Raw genomic sequence first — 15,100 nt, 5'->3', positions numbered from 1 at the left:
ACAAACGCGCCTGAATGTGGGTAAGTTGATCCGTGATAATAAAGTCCGTCTAAGGGGCAACTCATAACCCATTGAATCGAAACGCACTTGGCATAGGAATGTGCTCAGGCGCAAAGTCCGTCACGACATCTGGAAATCACGGTTCGACGATCCTGCCGCGGAATAAAGTCCGTCTTGCATTTGAGATGCCTAAAAACCGGCAGTGGGAGCACCGCCCCCGGCGCATCGTCAGGCAACAGTCGGGCCGTTCCGCGACACATCCGCAGCGAGCCGCACCCTGCACCTACTGCTGCATCGCACGATGACAATTCAACCGCGGAACACGGATACCCATAATTTGATCGAGCAGGGCCATCGCAACATCAAGTCCCGGACACATGTCATGCTCGGTTTCAAACGTTTCAGGAGTGCGGCGGCCACGTTGGCCGGCATCGAGTTGATGCAACACATTCGCAAAGGCCAGCTGAACCTTGCGAAGCTCCGCCTCAAGAATTCCGCTGCGCCCACTGCCTGGAATGCGGTCCTGTCGATTCAATAACGCATCCTGACCTGCAGGAAAAAATCGACCGTAACGCCTGTTTGCACAGAGTCCTCACGCGAACCGCTTCTCGCAAAGGCGGTCACCCGCGAAGGGTGTCGCCGATCGAATCGGCGCCGTTCACGCAGCCTCCAATGATTCCACGGTTCGTTTGGCGGTTTCCGGCGCGAAGATCGTCACGATCAGCATGCCGGCGATCATGATCGCGACGCCGATCATCATCGACACGTGCAGGCCGACGTTCGCCAGCAACACTGGGAATACGGCCGTCCACACGACGCCGCCGAAGAAGCGTCCGCCGAGCCCTTCGACCACGCTCTGTCCGGTTGCACGGATTCGCGTGGGGTATTGCTCGGCGTACCACATCTTGAACGACGGCGACGCGCCCGACGACGAGAACATCACCATGCCCCACAGCACCATGGCCAGCGTGCTTTCAGCCAACGTGAATTCATACGTCGATATCGCCGCGAGCACCGTGTAGACGAAGAACACTCTCTTGCGCCCGAAATGCTCGGCGGCGATGCCATTCATGATCTTCCACGGAATCTGCGTCGCCGTGGTGATCAGCGTGAGGAAGAGTGCGCTTTCGAGCACGACGTGCTTCTCGATGAAAATCGACGGCAGGTAGTTAACCGAAATGTAGAACATCGAGAAAAGGCTCGTTGCGCCGATCGTCATCACGATGGTGCGGAACAGATACGGCGGTGTCCACACGACGCCGAGCGACCACCAGAATTTCGGCGCCGCATGATCGCTCACGCTGGCGCTCTCGGTCACCTCGTCGACCACCGCCAACGGCAGACGCGCGCCGAGCTTGCGCTCCGCGGTGGCCTCGAACCGGCAGATGATGCCGTCGGCCTCGTGATAGCGCCCGACGCGATGCAGCCAGCGCGGCGACTCCGGCAGGAATTTCCAGATCAGCACGACGTAGACGACGGGCACGCCGCACAGGAACGTGAACACGCGCCAGCCCACTTCAGGCGCGAAATGCGGAATCACCGCCATGCCGACGATCGGCGGTAGCAGATAGCCGATGCCTAGCGCTGTCTCGAGCAGTCCGGCGAACGCTGTGCGCGTCGTGGCCGAGACGATTTCGGAAGTGAGCGTGTAGGGCATGATGAACGCCGGCGCCATGCCGAAGCCGGTCAGTCCGCGCAGAATCACGAGCGTTGCGAAGTTCGGGCTGAATGCGGATACCGCGGTGCCGCCCGCGAACCACACGACGCCGAAGATCAGTAGCCGTTTGCGGCCGAAGCGGTCCGCCATATAGCCGGTGGGAATCATCCCGGCGACGATGCCGAGCGCCGACGAGGCGGCGAGCATGCCGGTGTCGCGCGGCGTCAGCATCATGATCTTCCTGATGATCGGCAACGTGATCGACAGACTGCCGATGTTGAGCGCTTCGATGACGAGTGCACCGGCGGCGAGCAGCACGATCACCCAGCTATGCCAGGTGGTCGGAATGCGCTGCAAACGCGCCAGCAAAAGTGCGGGTGACGGCGGCTGGTTATCCATGGTGTCTCCTCCCTGTATGCGACCTGGTCGGCGACCGGTCGGGGATAATGTCGTAGGGCCTGCGTGTAAAGGACCTGACTCTCCTTTGCGATGTTGCGTGGCGTTGCCGGGTTCTGCCCGGTTCTGCGCGGTATTGCCTGTTATTGCCTCATCGGCGGCGCATGTGAGCGGCCGCGTCAGACGGCGACGAGTTGCATGAGTCGCGTGCGATCGGCGATCACGATGCGATGTTTCGACCGGTCGATGAGTCCGGCGAGCGCGAAGCGGCTCATGCAACTCGTCACCGTGGGACGGCGGCAATTGATCCACTGCGCGAGTTCTTCGTGCGTGAGCGCGACCGTGCCGTCGGCCTCGCCTTCCGGATCGGGGCGGCTGAGCGACAGCAGCGCGCGCGCCAGGCGCTGATCGACGCGATTGGCCGACAACTCCGCCACCCGCATATGAAGGTCGCGGGTCCGGTCGAGCACGAGCCGGATCACGTGAACGGCGCAATCGCCGTCGGTGCGCAGCAGTTGCAGCATTGCATCACGCGCGATCACGACGACATGCGAGCGCTGGAGGGCGATCAGGCTGACGTCGCGCATGCCGTATGTCGTCAGCGCGATGAGCCCCAGCAGGCTGCCGGGCAGATGAATCCGCAATAGCGATTCCTGCCCCGCCGAATTCAGCATGACGGTCTTCACGCCGCCGCGCGCGAGCAGATACACGTCGCGCGCGTCGTCGCCCTGGTGGCAGATGAACTCCCCCGCGTCGAACTCGCGCATCTGTCCTGCCGCACATAGCGTCTGGGCGTGGCGCGGCGATAGCACTGCGTCCAGCGACTGGCTTGCATTCAGACTGTATTCACGCATCGCATGCTCCGGTTCGGACGGCGTGACGATATCGGCGCAGGCGCCCAGGCTCAGACGTACCGCATGGGCGCGGTGCCGCGGATTTGCGTGCGGTGCATCACGCGGTCGTGACGATCGTCGAAACCGTCACGCCGATGCATCGCGCAGCGGTTGTCCCAGATCACGAGGTCGTGCTGCCGCCACTGCTGCGTCCAGTTGAAGCGCTGTTGCGTCGCATGAGCCCATAGATGATCGAGAAGACGTTCGCTCTCGTCGAGCGGCAACTCCGGGACATACGCGTTGCGGCGGCGTCCGAGGAAAAGACACGGGCGTTCGGTGACGGGATGCACGCGCACCAGCGGGTGCCGCGCGCCGACGGTGTGGGTGGGGTCGTCGTTGTCGGCGAAGCCACGGCGCAGCTCGCCCGAACTGTTGCGCGATGCGTCGTGCACGCAGGTGAGCCCGCGCACGCGTTCGCGTGAAGCCTCGTCGAGCGTCTCATACGCGAGGTACATGTTGCAGAACGACGTGTCGCCGCCGGCGGGCGGCACGTCGATGCCATACAGGAGGCTGGCGCTGGGCGGCGTGTCGTTGTACGACATATCGGTATGCCAGTGCGCCTCGTAATTGCCGAGGCCGCCGATCGCCATCCCGTCCACTTTCACGTTCGAGATGATGGTGACATATTCGCGTGCTTCCGGATCGATGGCGAGGCGCGGATCGGTGTGATCCATCACGTCGCTCGCGCGGATCGGCACCCGGTCCAGTGCGCCGAAGCGGCGGCTGAATCGCATCAGATCGAGGTCGCTCAGTTGCTGGCGGCGAAAGCGCAGCACGAGATGGTCGGCCCACGCGCGTTCGATCTGCGCGAATGCCGCGTCGTCGAGTCGCGCCAGATCGACGCCTTCGATCTCCGCGCCGATGGCGTCACCAAGCGGCGTGATCTTGAGCGCGGTGCCTGCTGGCGTTGGTGCGGACATGATGTGTCTCCTGAACTGTTATGACGACGCGCCGGAATGCGGCTCATGCGGGTGTGCTCACCCGTTCTATTCGTTGTCGCCGGCAGGCCGGCATGACGCTGCCGCAGGTCAGCGCGCTGACAGCGGATCGCGATCAATCGCGCTAAGCTCGGGTCATCGTGCAACGCTCCATTGAACGAGGACACCATGACCATCACCATCTTTCACAATCCGGCTTGCGGCACGTCGCGCAAGGTGCTCGACATGATTCGGGCAAGCGGCGAGGAACCCCGCATCGTCGAATACCTGCGGCATCCGCCGAGCCGCGATGAACTCACCACCATGCTGCGCGACATGCAGCTTTCGCCGCGCGAGTTGTTGCGTACCCAGGAGCCGGCTTACACCGATCTTGGCCTCGACGATGCGTCGCTATCGGACGCGCGCATCGTCGAGCTGATGGTGGCCAATCCGGTGCTGATGAACCGGCCCATCGTCCGTACGCCGCGCGGCATCAAATTGTGCCGCCCGGCCGACGAGGTGACGCCACTGCTTCAGCCCGTCTGATTCGACCGGTGCGCGGTGCGTATCATGCTCGATGCTCGCCACGCCCGCGCCTGTATCACAGGTAGCACGCAGGTCACGCGTCGAACAGATAGCGCCGCACCTTCTCGTCATCCATCGTCACGCCGAGCCCCGGCCCTTGCGGCACCGCGAGGCGGCCGCCCGTCAGATCGAGCTTGGCGGTCACGATGTCGTCCGCTGTTTTGAGCGGCCCCACGCATTCCAGCCCGTCGAGCACGTTGTCGCTGGTGCAGGCGAGCATTATTTCGGCTACCGTATTGATTCCGAGTCCGAAGCCATGACCGATCACCACGGGCATACCGGCGGCCGTCGCGCTTTCCAGCATCCGGCGGCAGCGCAGCAAGCCGCCTTGCTTCATCACCTTGAGCTTGACGATGTCGGCGCAGTCGGCGCGGATCACGTCGATCAGGCTGCGATAGTCGGTGATCGACTCGTCGGCCATCACCGGCATGCCGACCGCCTGCCGCACCTTCGCCATGCCGGCCAGATCTTCCGCGGCCACCGGCTGTTCGAGCAGTTGCAAACCCACCGGTTCGAGCAGCCGCCCGAGAGCGATTGCGTCTTCCACGCTATATCCCGCATTGGCATCCGCTCGCAGCGCCATCCCGGGACCCACTGCCGCACGCACGGCCATCAGGCGGTCGCGGTCGGCGTGGATGTTGCCGCCTACCTTGATCTTGGCCGAGCGGAAACCCGCGTCGAACCATTTCCGCGCCTCCGCGGCGGCCTGGTCCGGGGGCACGATACCGATCCACGCGTTGAAGCCGACCGTGTCCCTCACGGCGCCGCCGAGGTATTGATGCACGGGAATGCCGAGATGCCGCGACAAAAGATCGACGGCAGCCATTTCGATGGCCGCTTTGGCGTCCAGATACGCGTCGGTCATGCGATCCATCGCGTTGATCAGGCGATGCGGGTTGCCGGCGTTCATGCCTTTGACGCAGGGCGCCAGCGTTCGCCGTATGACGTCAAGCGACGCCTCGACGGTTTCCACCGAATATCCCGGCGACGGATCGATGTTGCCGAGGCCCATCGATCCGTCCTCTGCCGTCAGGCGCACGATTGCGCTTTTTTGCGTCGTCTTGGTCGTATAGGCGTTCTTGAATCCGGCACCGACGAGCGGCACGGCGACGCCGAACACGTCGACGCTTTTGATGGGGAGAGAAAGTTCGGCCATGGGATCAGGATGCGACGGTGAGATGGGCCGACTCATAGGGCGCGACTTTGCCGCCCTTGATCTGCGTGCGGTGCATCAATCGCGATGCGGAAGGATCGAACGAATCGCGTCGATGCAGCGTACAGCGGTTGTCCCACATGATCAGGTCGGCCTTCTGCCAGACCTGGCGGAACGTGAACTGCGGTTGCGTCGCGTGGGCCCAGAGCGTGTCGAGCAGTGCGTTGCTCGCGTCGAGATCCATGCCGACGATATAGCTGTTGCGCCGCCGGCCAAGAAACAGTGCCGGACGGTGCGTATCGGGATGACGGATCACGAGAGGATGGTGCGCGCCCGGCGCCTTGCGCGGATCGGTCACTTCCTGCATGCCCTTGCGCATCATCCCCGCGCTGTTGTACGTCGCGTCGTGAATCGCGCGTTTGCCGTCGATCTGCGCTTTCAGCGCGTCCGACAGCGTGTCCCACGCGAGATACATGTTCGACCAGAACGTGTCGCCACCTTCGGATGGAATTTGCAGCGCATGGAGCAGCGCAGCACGGGGCGGCGATTCGATGTACGTCATGTCGCAGTGCCAGACCGCTTCGCCATCGCCGAGGTTGCCCATCGGCATGCCGTCCTTCTTGATGTTGGAGATAACGTTGATCTCGGGAAATTCGGATAGAAACGGCTTGCCGTAGGGATTCGGCCCTGGTGGATCGAGTTCGCCGAAATGACGCGTAAAGGCGAGCAGTTGCGGATCGGTCAGGACCTGACCGCGAAACCGCAGCACCAGGTGATCGGCCCACGCTTGTTTGATTCCGTCGATTACGTCTGCCGACAGCGGCGCCGTCAGATCGATGCCGGAGATTTCGGCCCCGAGCGCGTCGCCGAGCGGGGTCACGGTGAACTGAGTCATGGTTTTTGCACTCCTTATTCCGCGGTTCCTTTTCGAATGCAGACCAATATAGTCAGTGCCCGTGATAGCGTAAATGAGATATTCAAGGCATCGCGTGATACCTTTTACGTATCTCCCCATCAACCCTCGGAGGTTGACGTCATGAAGCGCTCGCCTGCGGCACTGCAACGAAGTCATATCGAAGCGCTCATCGCCATCGGCGAGGGCGGCTCGGTGCATCGCGCGGCGCGCAGTCTTGGCGTCGCGCAACCGGTGCTGTCACGGTTGCTCGCCGATGCGGAAAGCCGGCTGGGAACACGGCTCTTCGAACGGTCGAGTCGGGGCACCCAGCCCACATTGCGCGGCGAAACCGTGCTCGCGCAGGCGCGCTCCGTGATGCGCGCGATGGACCGGCTGAGCGCGAGCGCGTCGTGCGCGCGTTTGCCGATCCGGCTCGGTTGCATACCCCGCGCGATGCATACGCTGATTCCGCCACTTTATGCGCGGATGTACGCGGGCACGCATGCGGACAATCCGCCGCGCGCCGATGGCACGGCGTTCCGTTGTAAGGTGATCGAAGGTAGTTCGACCCGGTTGTTTGAACTGCTGGAGGCAGGCGAACTCGATTTCGCGATCTTGCGCAGCGCCAGCACGGTGAAAAACGACGAGGTGAAGATCGAGCGCCTGTATGCGGAGCGCACCGTAATTGTCTGTTCAAACGACCACCCCGCGCTGTCTGCACGGCAACTGCGGCTAGCCGATCTGGCGGCGCTCGACTGGACGCTGCCGCATGCCGACACGACCTCGCGTATCGCCTTCGATCTGTTCTGGACGCGACGTCGTCTGCCGCCGATCGAGCCGGTGCTCGAAACACGCTCGTTCGAATCGAATATCGAAGTGGTGGCGCACACGCGGTTGCTGTCGATCGCGCCGGAGTCGATCGCCCGGCGTTACATGCGATTCGGGATGTTGAGCATTCTGGAGATAGAGAGCGCGTTGCCATCGAGCCCGATCATGCTGGGCTCGCGGTTAACGGCGCGCGAAGAACCCGTGTTGAAGCGCTTTCGCAAGCTGTTGCAGGAGACGGCGGGCGAGTTGGCTTTAGGTTGAATGGTGCTCGTTTGCTTCGTGGACTCCATGTACGAAAAGACAAGGCCGCTGCAACGCACGAGAGTAAGGGCAAGCTGGAGCTCGCGCATGGCCACCGAGCCGGAACTCCTGGTACTGCATGAGATGACAGGCGGCGTCGACATCGGGGCGTGCCTCCGGATTCACCAGTTTCTTGTTGAAAGAAGCGCTGCACGCTGATCAACGATCTAGGCAAGCCACTCCAAGCAGTACAGTTTCCGCGGGATTCGTCACGAACGCCATGTATCGCGATTCGGTCGGCTCGATCCATCCAGCGATCACATCGGAATTCCCGTCGATTCGAATCCCGCATCGTTCAGATCGTCTCCGCGGTGTTGTCGATCGCGTGCGCGCGGCTAGTGCGCGTGAGCAGCAGCGACCGTGCTGTTCGACAGCATGAAGACGGTCGGCGCCAGTGCGCCAGTCAACGACGTGCCAAACAGCCCGATGCCGATCAGCAGCATCGGTACGTGGTTTGCAGGTGTGTTCGGCCCCAACGTGAAGGCCGCCTGGCCGCACTGCTCTTGTGTCGTCCGTGCGAGCTACGTTCAGGCTGCCCGTAAAGTTGGACGTTCGACAGTCAGCAGGCTAAACGCGTTTCAACGGATCGAACAACGGATTTGCCGATCCAGGTCACGAAACCAAAGATTTTCAACACTCTGCACGTTCGGCTCGACTGACATTTTTTGGCCGAGGTTGTGTAAAAACGGGCTGACTTCATTTATATCGCCAAGGGTGAACCACATACTTCACCCTCCCTTTCAAAATTTACTTGACATCTAAATTATCAAAATCTAAATTAATCTCATAGCAGAGTCATTTTTGGGGAACCAGCATGCGCATAGTCTGTATCGGTGGCGGTCCGGCCGGCTTGTACTTCGGTCTGTTGATGAAAAAACGCAACCCGAGCTACGAAGTCACGGTAGTCGAGCGCAATCGCCCCTACGACACGTTCGGCTGGGGCGTCGTGTTCTCCGACCAGACGCTCGGCAATCTGCGCGCCGCCGATGCCCCCAGCGCCGACGCGATTCTCGACGCGTTCAATCACTGGGACGACATCGAAATCCATTTCCGCGGCCGCAGCGTGCGCTCGTCGGGCCACGGCTTTTGCGGCATCGGCCGCAAGCGTCTGCTGAATATCCAGCAGGCGCGCTGCGAAGAACTCGGCGTCAAGCTCGTATTCGAAACCCAGGTCGTGGACGACAGCGCATACGAAGCCGACCTGATCATCGCCAGCGACGGTCTGAACAGCGCAATCCGGCAAAAGTACGCCGACACCTATCAACCGGACATCGACGTGCGCGACTGCCGCTTCGTGTGGCTCGGCACGAAGAAACTGTTCGACGCCTTCACGTTCGCGTTCGAGGAAACCGAATTCGGCTGGTTTCAGGCCCACGCCTATCGTTTCGACGATCAAACCTCGACGTTCATCGTCGAAACGCCGGAGCGCGTATGGCGCGCCGCCGGTCTCGACGAAATGAGCAAGGAAGACAGCATCGCGTTCTGCGAAAAGCTGTTCGCGAAGTACCTCGACGGCAATGCGCTGATGTCGAACGCGTCGCATCTGCGCGGCTCGTCGCAATGGATTCGCTTCCCGCGTGTCGTCAACACGGAGTGGGTGCATTGGCGCACCAACGCGAACGGCACACAAACGCCGATCGTGCTGATGGGCGATGCCGCGCATACCGCGCACTTCTCGATCGGCTCGGGCACCAAGCTCGCGCTTGAAGACGCGATCGAACTCGCGAACAGCATCAGCGCGCATCCGGGCACGGATACCAACAGCCTCACCGCTGCGCTGCAGCACTACACCGAAGTGCGTAGCGTCGACGTGCTGCGCATCCAGAACGCCGCGCGTAATTCCACCGAATGGTTCGAGCACGTCGACCGCTATACGTCGTTCGAGCCGGAACAGTTCGCGTATTCGCTGCTCACGCGTTCGCAGCGCATCTCGCACGAGAACCTGCGCGAGCGCGATTCGCAGTATCTGTCCGGCTTCGAGGACTGGCTCGCGCGGCGCGCGGGCGTCGAACGCGCACCGCAGAAGCATTCGATTCCGCCGATGTTCACGCCGTTCAAAGTGCGCGGCGTCACGCTGAAAAACCGCGTGATGGTGTCGCCGATGGCGCAATACTCGGCGGTGGATGGAATCCCCGGCGACTACCATCTGATGCACCTCGGCGCCCGCGCGATGGGTGGCGCCGCGCTCGTGATGACCGAGATGACCTGCGTGTCGCCCGAAGCGCGCATCACGCCCGGATGCCCCGGCATGTACACGCCCGAACATCTGGCCGCATGGAAGCGCATCGTCGATCTGGTCCATCAACAGTCGGATGCGAAGATCGGCATTCAGCTCGGTCACTCCGGCGCGAAGGGGTCGACGCGCGTCGCGTGGGAAGGCATCGACCAGCCGTTGACCGAAGGCAACTGGCCGCTTATTTCCGCGTCGCCGCAACAGTATCTGCGCGGTATCAGCCAGCATTCGCGCGAGGCCACGCATGAAGAGCTGCGCGAGATCGAAGCGCAGTTCGTCAATGCAACGCATATGTCGATCGAAGCGGGCTTCGACTGGCTCGAACTGCACTGCGCGCACGGCTATTTCCTGTCGAGCTTCCTGTCGCCGCTAACGAATCAACGCACCGACGAATACGGCGGCTCGCTCGAAAACCGCTTGCGTTATCCGCTGCAGGTGTTCAACGCGATTCGCGCGGTGTGGCCGCAAGACAAGCCGATTTCGGTGCGGATTTCCGCGCACGACTGGGTCGAAGGCGGCAACACGCCCGACGACGCCGTGAAGATCGCGCAAGCCTTCAAAGCGGCCGGCGCGGACATGATCGACGTGTCGTCGGGTCAGGTCAGCAAGGAAGAAAAGCCGGTGTACGGCCGCATGTTCCAGACGCCGTTCGCCGATCGCGTGCGCAACGAAGCCGGTATCGCGACGATCGCGGTCGGCGCGATTTCGGAAGCGGACCACGTGAACAGCATCATCGCGGCGGGCCGCGCGGATCTCTGCGCGATCGCGCGTCCGCATCTGGCGAATCCTTCGTGGACATTGAACGAAGCGGCGAAGATCGGTTATCTCGATGTTGCGTGGCCGAAGCCCTACACCGCCGCCAAAATGCAGCTCGAACGTAACCTGGAACGCGAGCGCGCCCAGGCCATCGCGAATGCCGGTCTCACCGCGCAACAACGCGCGCAACGCGCCGAAGGAACCGTGTGAATACGTCAGACACCACTCTCGCCGGGCAGCACGCAGTCGTTACCGGCGGCGGCAGCGGCATCGGGGCGGCGATCGCGCAAGCACTGCTGCGCGCGGGCGCGCGCGTCACGCTGATGGGCCGCAACGCGCAGCGCCTCGAAGCGCAGCGCGAACAATGCGCGGCGCTCGGCGACGTTACATGCATCAGCGTGGACGTCACACAGGAAGATTCAGTTGCGCGCGCATTCAGCGAAGCAGGCGCGGTCGATATCCTCGTCAATAATGCGGGCCAAGCTCAAGCCGCGCCGTTTTCTCATACCGACATGGCGCTATGGCAGCGCATGCTCGATGTGAACCTCACTGGCGTGTTTCTCGGCACGCGCGCGGTGCTGCCCGGCATGCTCGAACGCGGCCATGGGCGCATCGTCAACGTCGCGAGCACGGCGGGGCAGATCGGCTATGCGTACGTCGCTGCGTACTGCGCGGCGAAGCACGGCGTGATCGGGCTCACCCGTTCGCTCGCGCTCGAAACGGCGACCAAAGGCATCACCGTCAACGCGGTGTGCCCCGGCTACACCGAAACCGAGCTGCTGCACGCATCGCTCGAACAGATCACCAGCAAGACGTCGCGCACCGAGGAACAGGCGCGCGAAACTTTGCTGCGTTCGAACCCGCAGCGCCGCTTCGTGAGCCCGGAGCAGGTCGCGAACGCAGTGCTCTGGCTATGCCGCCCCGGCTCGGATGCGATCACGGGGCAATCCATTTCCATCTCGGGCGGAGAAGTAATGTGAGCAAATCGACCTCAATCCGGAAATCAACGGCAAGCGGCAATGCAAAGACGCCGCGCAAAGGCATCGCCCAACCCGCGGAGAATGTCGTGGACCTCGAAATGAGTACTGGCGCCGACAGTCACATGGGCCTGCGGCTATGGCTGCGCATGCTGACCACCACCAACCTCGTGCAGGCCGAATTGCGCAAGCGTCTGCGCAACGAATTCGACATCACGTTGCCGCGTTTCGATCTGATGGCGCAGCTCGAACGTCATCCCGAAGGGCTGAAGATGACCGAGCTATCGCGCCGTTTGATGGTGACCGGCGGCAACGTCACCGGCATCACGGATCAGCTCGAAAAAGAAGGGCTCGTGGTACGCGATACCGATCCGAACGATCGCCGTTCGATCAGCGTGTGCCTGACGCCGGCCGGCCGCAAGGCGTTCGACAAGATGGCGGTCGCGCACGAACAGTGGGTCGTCGAAATGTTCGGCGGTCTGAGCGTCGATGAAAAGATGCAGACGCATCAGGACCTCGGCAAGCTCAAACAACATCTGCTCGACAGCCTGAAAGGCTGATTTCGCATAGGAGACATCCATGACTCGATCCAACGCCGACGCGCTGCTGGCCGGCAATCGCCTGGCGCTCGCCGGATATGAAGCGCAGCGCTTCGGCTGGTCGGTGACCGGCAAGGTCGCGACGATCACGCTGAACCGCCCCGAGCGCAAGAATCCGCTGACCTTCGAATCGTATGCGGAGCTGCGCAACCTGTTCCGCGACCTCGCCTACGCAACCGACGTCAAGGCGGTCGTGCTGCACGGCGCCGGTGAAAACTTCTGCTCCGGCGGCGACGTGCACGACATCATCGCGCCGCTGATCAATCTGCCGATGCCCGAACTGCTGCTGTTCACGCGCATGACTGGCGATCTCGTGAAGGCGATGCGCCATTGCCCGCAGCCGATCATCGCCGCCGTCGACGGCGTGTGCGCCGGCGCCGGGGCAATTCTCGCGATGGCCTCCGATATGCGCTTCGCCACTTCGCGCAGCAAGCTCGCGTTCCTGTTCACGCGCGTCGGCCTCGCCGGTTGCGACATGGGCGCGTGCGCGATCCTGCCGCGCATCATCGGCCAGGGGCGCGCCGCCGACCTGCTGTTCACCGGCCGCTCGGCAAGCGGCGACGAAGGCCACGCATGGGGCTTCTACAACCGCCTGTGCGAACCCGCCGCGCTGCTCGAAGAGGCCCACAAGCTGGCCGCCGATCTCGCTGCCGGCCCGACCTTCGCGCACGGCATCACGAAGAAGATGCTGCACCAGGAATGGAGCATGAGCATCGACGAAGCCATCGAATCGGAAGCGCAAGCGCAGGCGATCTGCATGAACACGCGCGATTTCGAACGCGCGTACAACGCGTTCGCCGCAAAAACGCGGCCCGTGTTCGAAGGAGACTGAGTTGAGCGCCGAACCTCGCAACACTGAAGTGGATCTGCACAGCCCGCTTGCGTGGCCGTTCTTCGAGCCGCGCCATCGCGAACTCGCGGCCGGTATCGATGCATGGTGCCGCGCGCATCTGACGCACGAGGAGCATGAAGACCACGGCGATACCGATGCAACCTGCCGGCGGCTCGTGCGCGAACTCGGCGCGGCGGGCTGGCTGAAATATGGCGTCGGCGGCGTCGCATACGGCGGCCACGGCGACACGATCGACACGCGCGCGGTCTGCCTGCTGCGCGAAACGCTCGCGCGCTATTCCGGCCTCGCCGATTTCGCGCTGGCGATGCAGGGCCTCGGTTCGGGCGCGATCTCGCTCGCCGGCACGCATGAGCAGAAGTCGCGCTATCTGCCGCGCGTCGCGAGCGGCACCGCGATCGCGGCGTTCGCGCTATCGGAACCGCAAGCGGGTTCCGACGTCGCGGCGATGGCGCTCGCCGCGCGCGAAGACGGCGACCATTACGTGCTCGACGGCGAAAAGACGTGGATTTCGAACGGCGGTATCGCCGACTTCTACGTGGTGTTCGCGCGCACCGGCGAGGCGCCGGGAGCGCGCGGCATCAGCGCGTTCGTCGTCGATGCCGATACGCCGGGTTTTGAAATCGCCGAGCGCATCGACGTGATCGCGCCGCATCCGCTGGCGCGTCTGCGCTTCGCCGGCGCGCGCGTGCCGCGCAGCCAGATGCTCGGCGCACCTGGCGAAGGCTTCAAGATCGCGATGCGTACGCTCGATATTTTCCGCACGTCGGTCGCGGCGGCATCGCTGGGCTTTGCGCGTCATGCGATGGCCGAAGGACTCGAGCGTGCTTCTTCGCGCACGATGTTCGGCCAGACGCTCGGCGACTTCCAGTTGACGCAAGCGAAGCTCGCGCAAATGGCGCTGACGATCGACAGCAGCGCGTTGCTCGTCTATCGCGCCGCATGGCTGCGCGATCAAGGCGAGAGCGTCACGCGCGAAGCCGCGATGGCGAAGTGGCATGCGAGCGAAGGCGCGCAGCAGGTGATCGACGCGGCCGTGCAACTCTATGGCGGCATGGGTGTGCAAAGCGGTACGGCGGTCGAGATGCTGTACCGCGAAATCCGCGCGCTGCGCATCTATGAAGGCGCAACTGAAGTGCAACAGTTGATCGTCGGCCGCGATCTGTTGAAGGCGCATGCGGCCGCGAACGCCAACGTCAATACCAACGCCAACGCATCATGAACCCGTCGTTCGAGCGGCCCGTGCGCATCCGCTTCTCGCACTGCGATCCGGCGGGCATCGTGTACTTTCCGCAGTACCTCGTGATGACCAACGTGCTCGTCGAAGACTGGTTCAACGAGGGACTGCGCATCGACTACGCGCGGATGATCGGGCAACGCCGGATCGGTCTGCCGATCGTCAAGCTCGACTGCGAATTCGTGCGGCCGAGCCAAATGGGCGAAACGATGCTGCTTGCGCTCGGCGTCGACACGATCGGCCGCAGTTCGCTCGGCATCGAGTTTCATGGCCACTGCAATGGCGAAACGCGCTTTCGCTCGCAACAGAAGCTCGTGTTCATGTCGTTCGACACCGGCAAATCCATCGATATTCCTGGCGACATCGCGAGCGCGCTCGCGGCGTTCGCCCCACCGTCCCCCTCCACCGAGGCGCATCGCCCATGAAAAAAGCTCTCCTTCCCGCCGGCTGGATCAAACCGCGCGGCTACGCGAACGGCGTCGCGGCAACCGGCACACAGGTGTTTATCGCCGGCCAGATCGGCTGGGACGAACAGGCGCAATTCCATACCGACGACTTCGCCGCGCAGTCCGCGCAGGCGCTGAAGAATCTGCTGGCCGTACTGAGCGAAGCGGGCGGCAAGCCCGAGCATCTGGTGCGGCTCACGTGGTACGTGACCGACAAGCGCGAATACCTCGCGTCGCTGAAGGATATCGGGCGTGCGTTTCGCGAACTGATCGGCGACTACGACATCGCGATGAGCGCGGTACAGGTGGTCGCGCTGATGGAAGACCGCGCGAAGGTCGAGATCGAAGCGACCGCGGTGATTCCGCACTGAACGTTGT

At 62.9% G+C, this 15,100-nt stretch carries 14 protein-coding genes and 1 pseudogene; 10 read left to right on the top strand and 5 right to left on the bottom strand.

Annotation, left to right across the window (positions count from 1 at the left end; translation table 11 throughout):
* Nucleotides 1–331 precede the first annotated feature (331 nt).
* A pseudogene (locus tag L0U82_RS19680) lies at nucleotides 332–538 on the top strand (DDE-type integrase/transposase/recombinase); the annotation flags it as partial.
* Between the two features lie 120 nt (nucleotides 539–658).
* Here L0U82_RS19680 and L0U82_RS19675 read toward each other — a convergent pair.
* The 3 genes from L0U82_RS19675 to L0U82_RS19665 form a co-directional block, all read right to left on the bottom strand.
* On the bottom strand, nucleotides 659–2,056 hold the full coding sequence (locus L0U82_RS19675; protein WP_233833692.1) for an MFS transporter: 1,398 nt from the start codon (nucleotides 2,054–2,056) through the stop codon (nucleotides 659–661).
* Between the two features lie 176 nt (nucleotides 2,057–2,232).
* Nucleotides 2,233–2,907: a Crp/Fnr family transcriptional regulator gene (locus L0U82_RS19670; protein ID WP_233833690.1), complete on the bottom strand. Its 675-nt coding sequence runs from the start codon at nucleotides 2,905–2,907 to the stop codon at nucleotides 2,233–2,235.
* A 50-nt stretch (nucleotides 2,908–2,957) separates the two neighbouring features.
* Nucleotides 2,958–3,866: a TauD/TfdA dioxygenase family protein gene (locus L0U82_RS19665; protein WP_233833688.1), complete on the bottom strand. Its 909-nt coding sequence runs from the start codon at nucleotides 3,864–3,866 to the stop codon at nucleotides 2,958–2,960.
* A 171-nt stretch (nucleotides 3,867–4,037) separates the two neighbouring features.
* Here L0U82_RS19665 and arsC point away from each other — a divergent pair, with 171 nt between their 5' ends.
* A complete protein-coding gene (gene arsC / locus L0U82_RS19660; RefSeq protein ID WP_233833686.1) occupies nucleotides 4,038–4,409 on the top strand; it encodes an arsenate reductase (glutaredoxin) in 372 nt (123 codons plus the stop codon).
* Between the two features lie 73 nt (nucleotides 4,410–4,482).
* Here arsC and L0U82_RS19655 read toward each other — a convergent pair whose 3' ends face one another.
* Both L0U82_RS19655 and L0U82_RS19650 read right to left on the bottom strand, forming a co-directional pair.
* Entirely contained in the window at nucleotides 4,483–5,604 is a 1,122-nt protein-coding gene (locus tag L0U82_RS19655; RefSeq protein ID WP_233833684.1) for a mandelate racemase/muconate lactonizing enzyme family protein, read from the bottom strand.
* A gap of 4 nt (nucleotides 5,605–5,608) precedes the next feature.
* A complete protein-coding gene (locus tag L0U82_RS19650; protein ID WP_233833682.1) occupies nucleotides 5,609–6,496 on the bottom strand; it encodes a TauD/TfdA dioxygenase family protein in 888 nt (295 codons plus the stop codon).
* 141 nt (nucleotides 6,497–6,637) lie between these two features.
* On the opposite strand from L0U82_RS19650, the gene L0U82_RS19645 reads away from it, so the two are divergent.
* The 8 genes from L0U82_RS19645 to L0U82_RS19610 all read left to right on the top strand — a co-directional run bounded on the left by L0U82_RS19645 (nucleotide 6,638) and on the right by L0U82_RS19610 (nucleotide 15,093).
* Nucleotides 6,638–7,585 carry a LysR family transcriptional regulator gene (locus tag L0U82_RS19645; RefSeq protein ID WP_233833681.1) on the top strand — a complete coding sequence of 316 codons (948 nt, stop codon included), beginning with the start codon at nucleotides 6,638–6,640 and terminating at the stop codon, nucleotides 7,583–7,585.
* 853 nt (nucleotides 7,586–8,438) lie between these two features.
* Nucleotides 8,439–10,823 carry a bifunctional salicylyl-CoA 5-hydroxylase/oxidoreductase gene (locus tag L0U82_RS19640; RefSeq protein WP_233833679.1) on the top strand — a complete coding sequence of 795 codons (2,385 nt, stop codon included), beginning with the start codon at nucleotides 8,439–8,441 and terminating at the stop codon, nucleotides 10,821–10,823.
* On the top strand, nucleotides 10,820–11,593 hold the full coding sequence (locus tag L0U82_RS19635; protein WP_233833677.1) for an SDR family NAD(P)-dependent oxidoreductase: 774 nt from the start codon (nucleotides 10,820–10,822) through the stop codon (nucleotides 11,591–11,593). The genes L0U82_RS19640 and L0U82_RS19635 overlap by 4 nt, the downstream gene beginning before the upstream one ends.
* On the top strand, nucleotides 11,590–12,150 hold the full coding sequence (locus L0U82_RS19630; RefSeq protein WP_233833675.1) for a MarR family winged helix-turn-helix transcriptional regulator: 561 nt from the start codon (nucleotides 11,590–11,592) through the stop codon (nucleotides 12,148–12,150). Before L0U82_RS19635 ends, L0U82_RS19630 begins: the two co-directional genes overlap by 4 nt.
* 19 nt (nucleotides 12,151–12,169) lie before the next feature.
* Nucleotides 12,170–13,021: an enoyl-CoA hydratase family protein gene (locus L0U82_RS19625; protein ID WP_233833673.1), complete on the top strand. Its 852-nt coding sequence runs from the start codon at nucleotides 12,170–12,172 to the stop codon at nucleotides 13,019–13,021.
* Nucleotide 13,022: 1 nt separating this feature from the next.
* Entirely contained in the window at nucleotides 13,023–14,261 is a 1,239-nt protein-coding gene (locus L0U82_RS19620; protein WP_233833671.1) for an acyl-CoA dehydrogenase family protein, read from the top strand.
* The gene (locus L0U82_RS19615) at nucleotides 14,258–14,701 is read left to right on the top strand and encodes an acyl-CoA thioesterase (RefSeq protein ID WP_233833669.1); all 444 of its coding nucleotides are present in this window, start codon (nucleotides 14,258–14,260) and stop codon (nucleotides 14,699–14,701) included. Before L0U82_RS19620 ends, L0U82_RS19615 begins: the two co-directional genes overlap by 4 nt.
* On the top strand, nucleotides 14,698–15,093 hold the full coding sequence (locus tag L0U82_RS19610) for a RidA family protein (protein ID WP_233833667.1): 396 nt from the start codon (nucleotides 14,698–14,700) through the stop codon (nucleotides 15,091–15,093). Before L0U82_RS19615 ends, L0U82_RS19610 begins: the two co-directional genes overlap by 4 nt.
* The last annotated feature ends 7 nt before the right edge of the window (nucleotides 15,094–15,100 follow it).

The sequence above is a fragment of the Paraburkholderia sp. ZP32-5 genome (genome assembly GCF_021390495.1).
Classification (GTDB): Bacteria; Pseudomonadota; Gammaproteobacteria; order Burkholderiales; family Burkholderiaceae; genus Paraburkholderia.
Note: the sequence above shows the minus strand (reverse complement) of the source record. Positions and strands in the feature narration are given on the sequence as shown.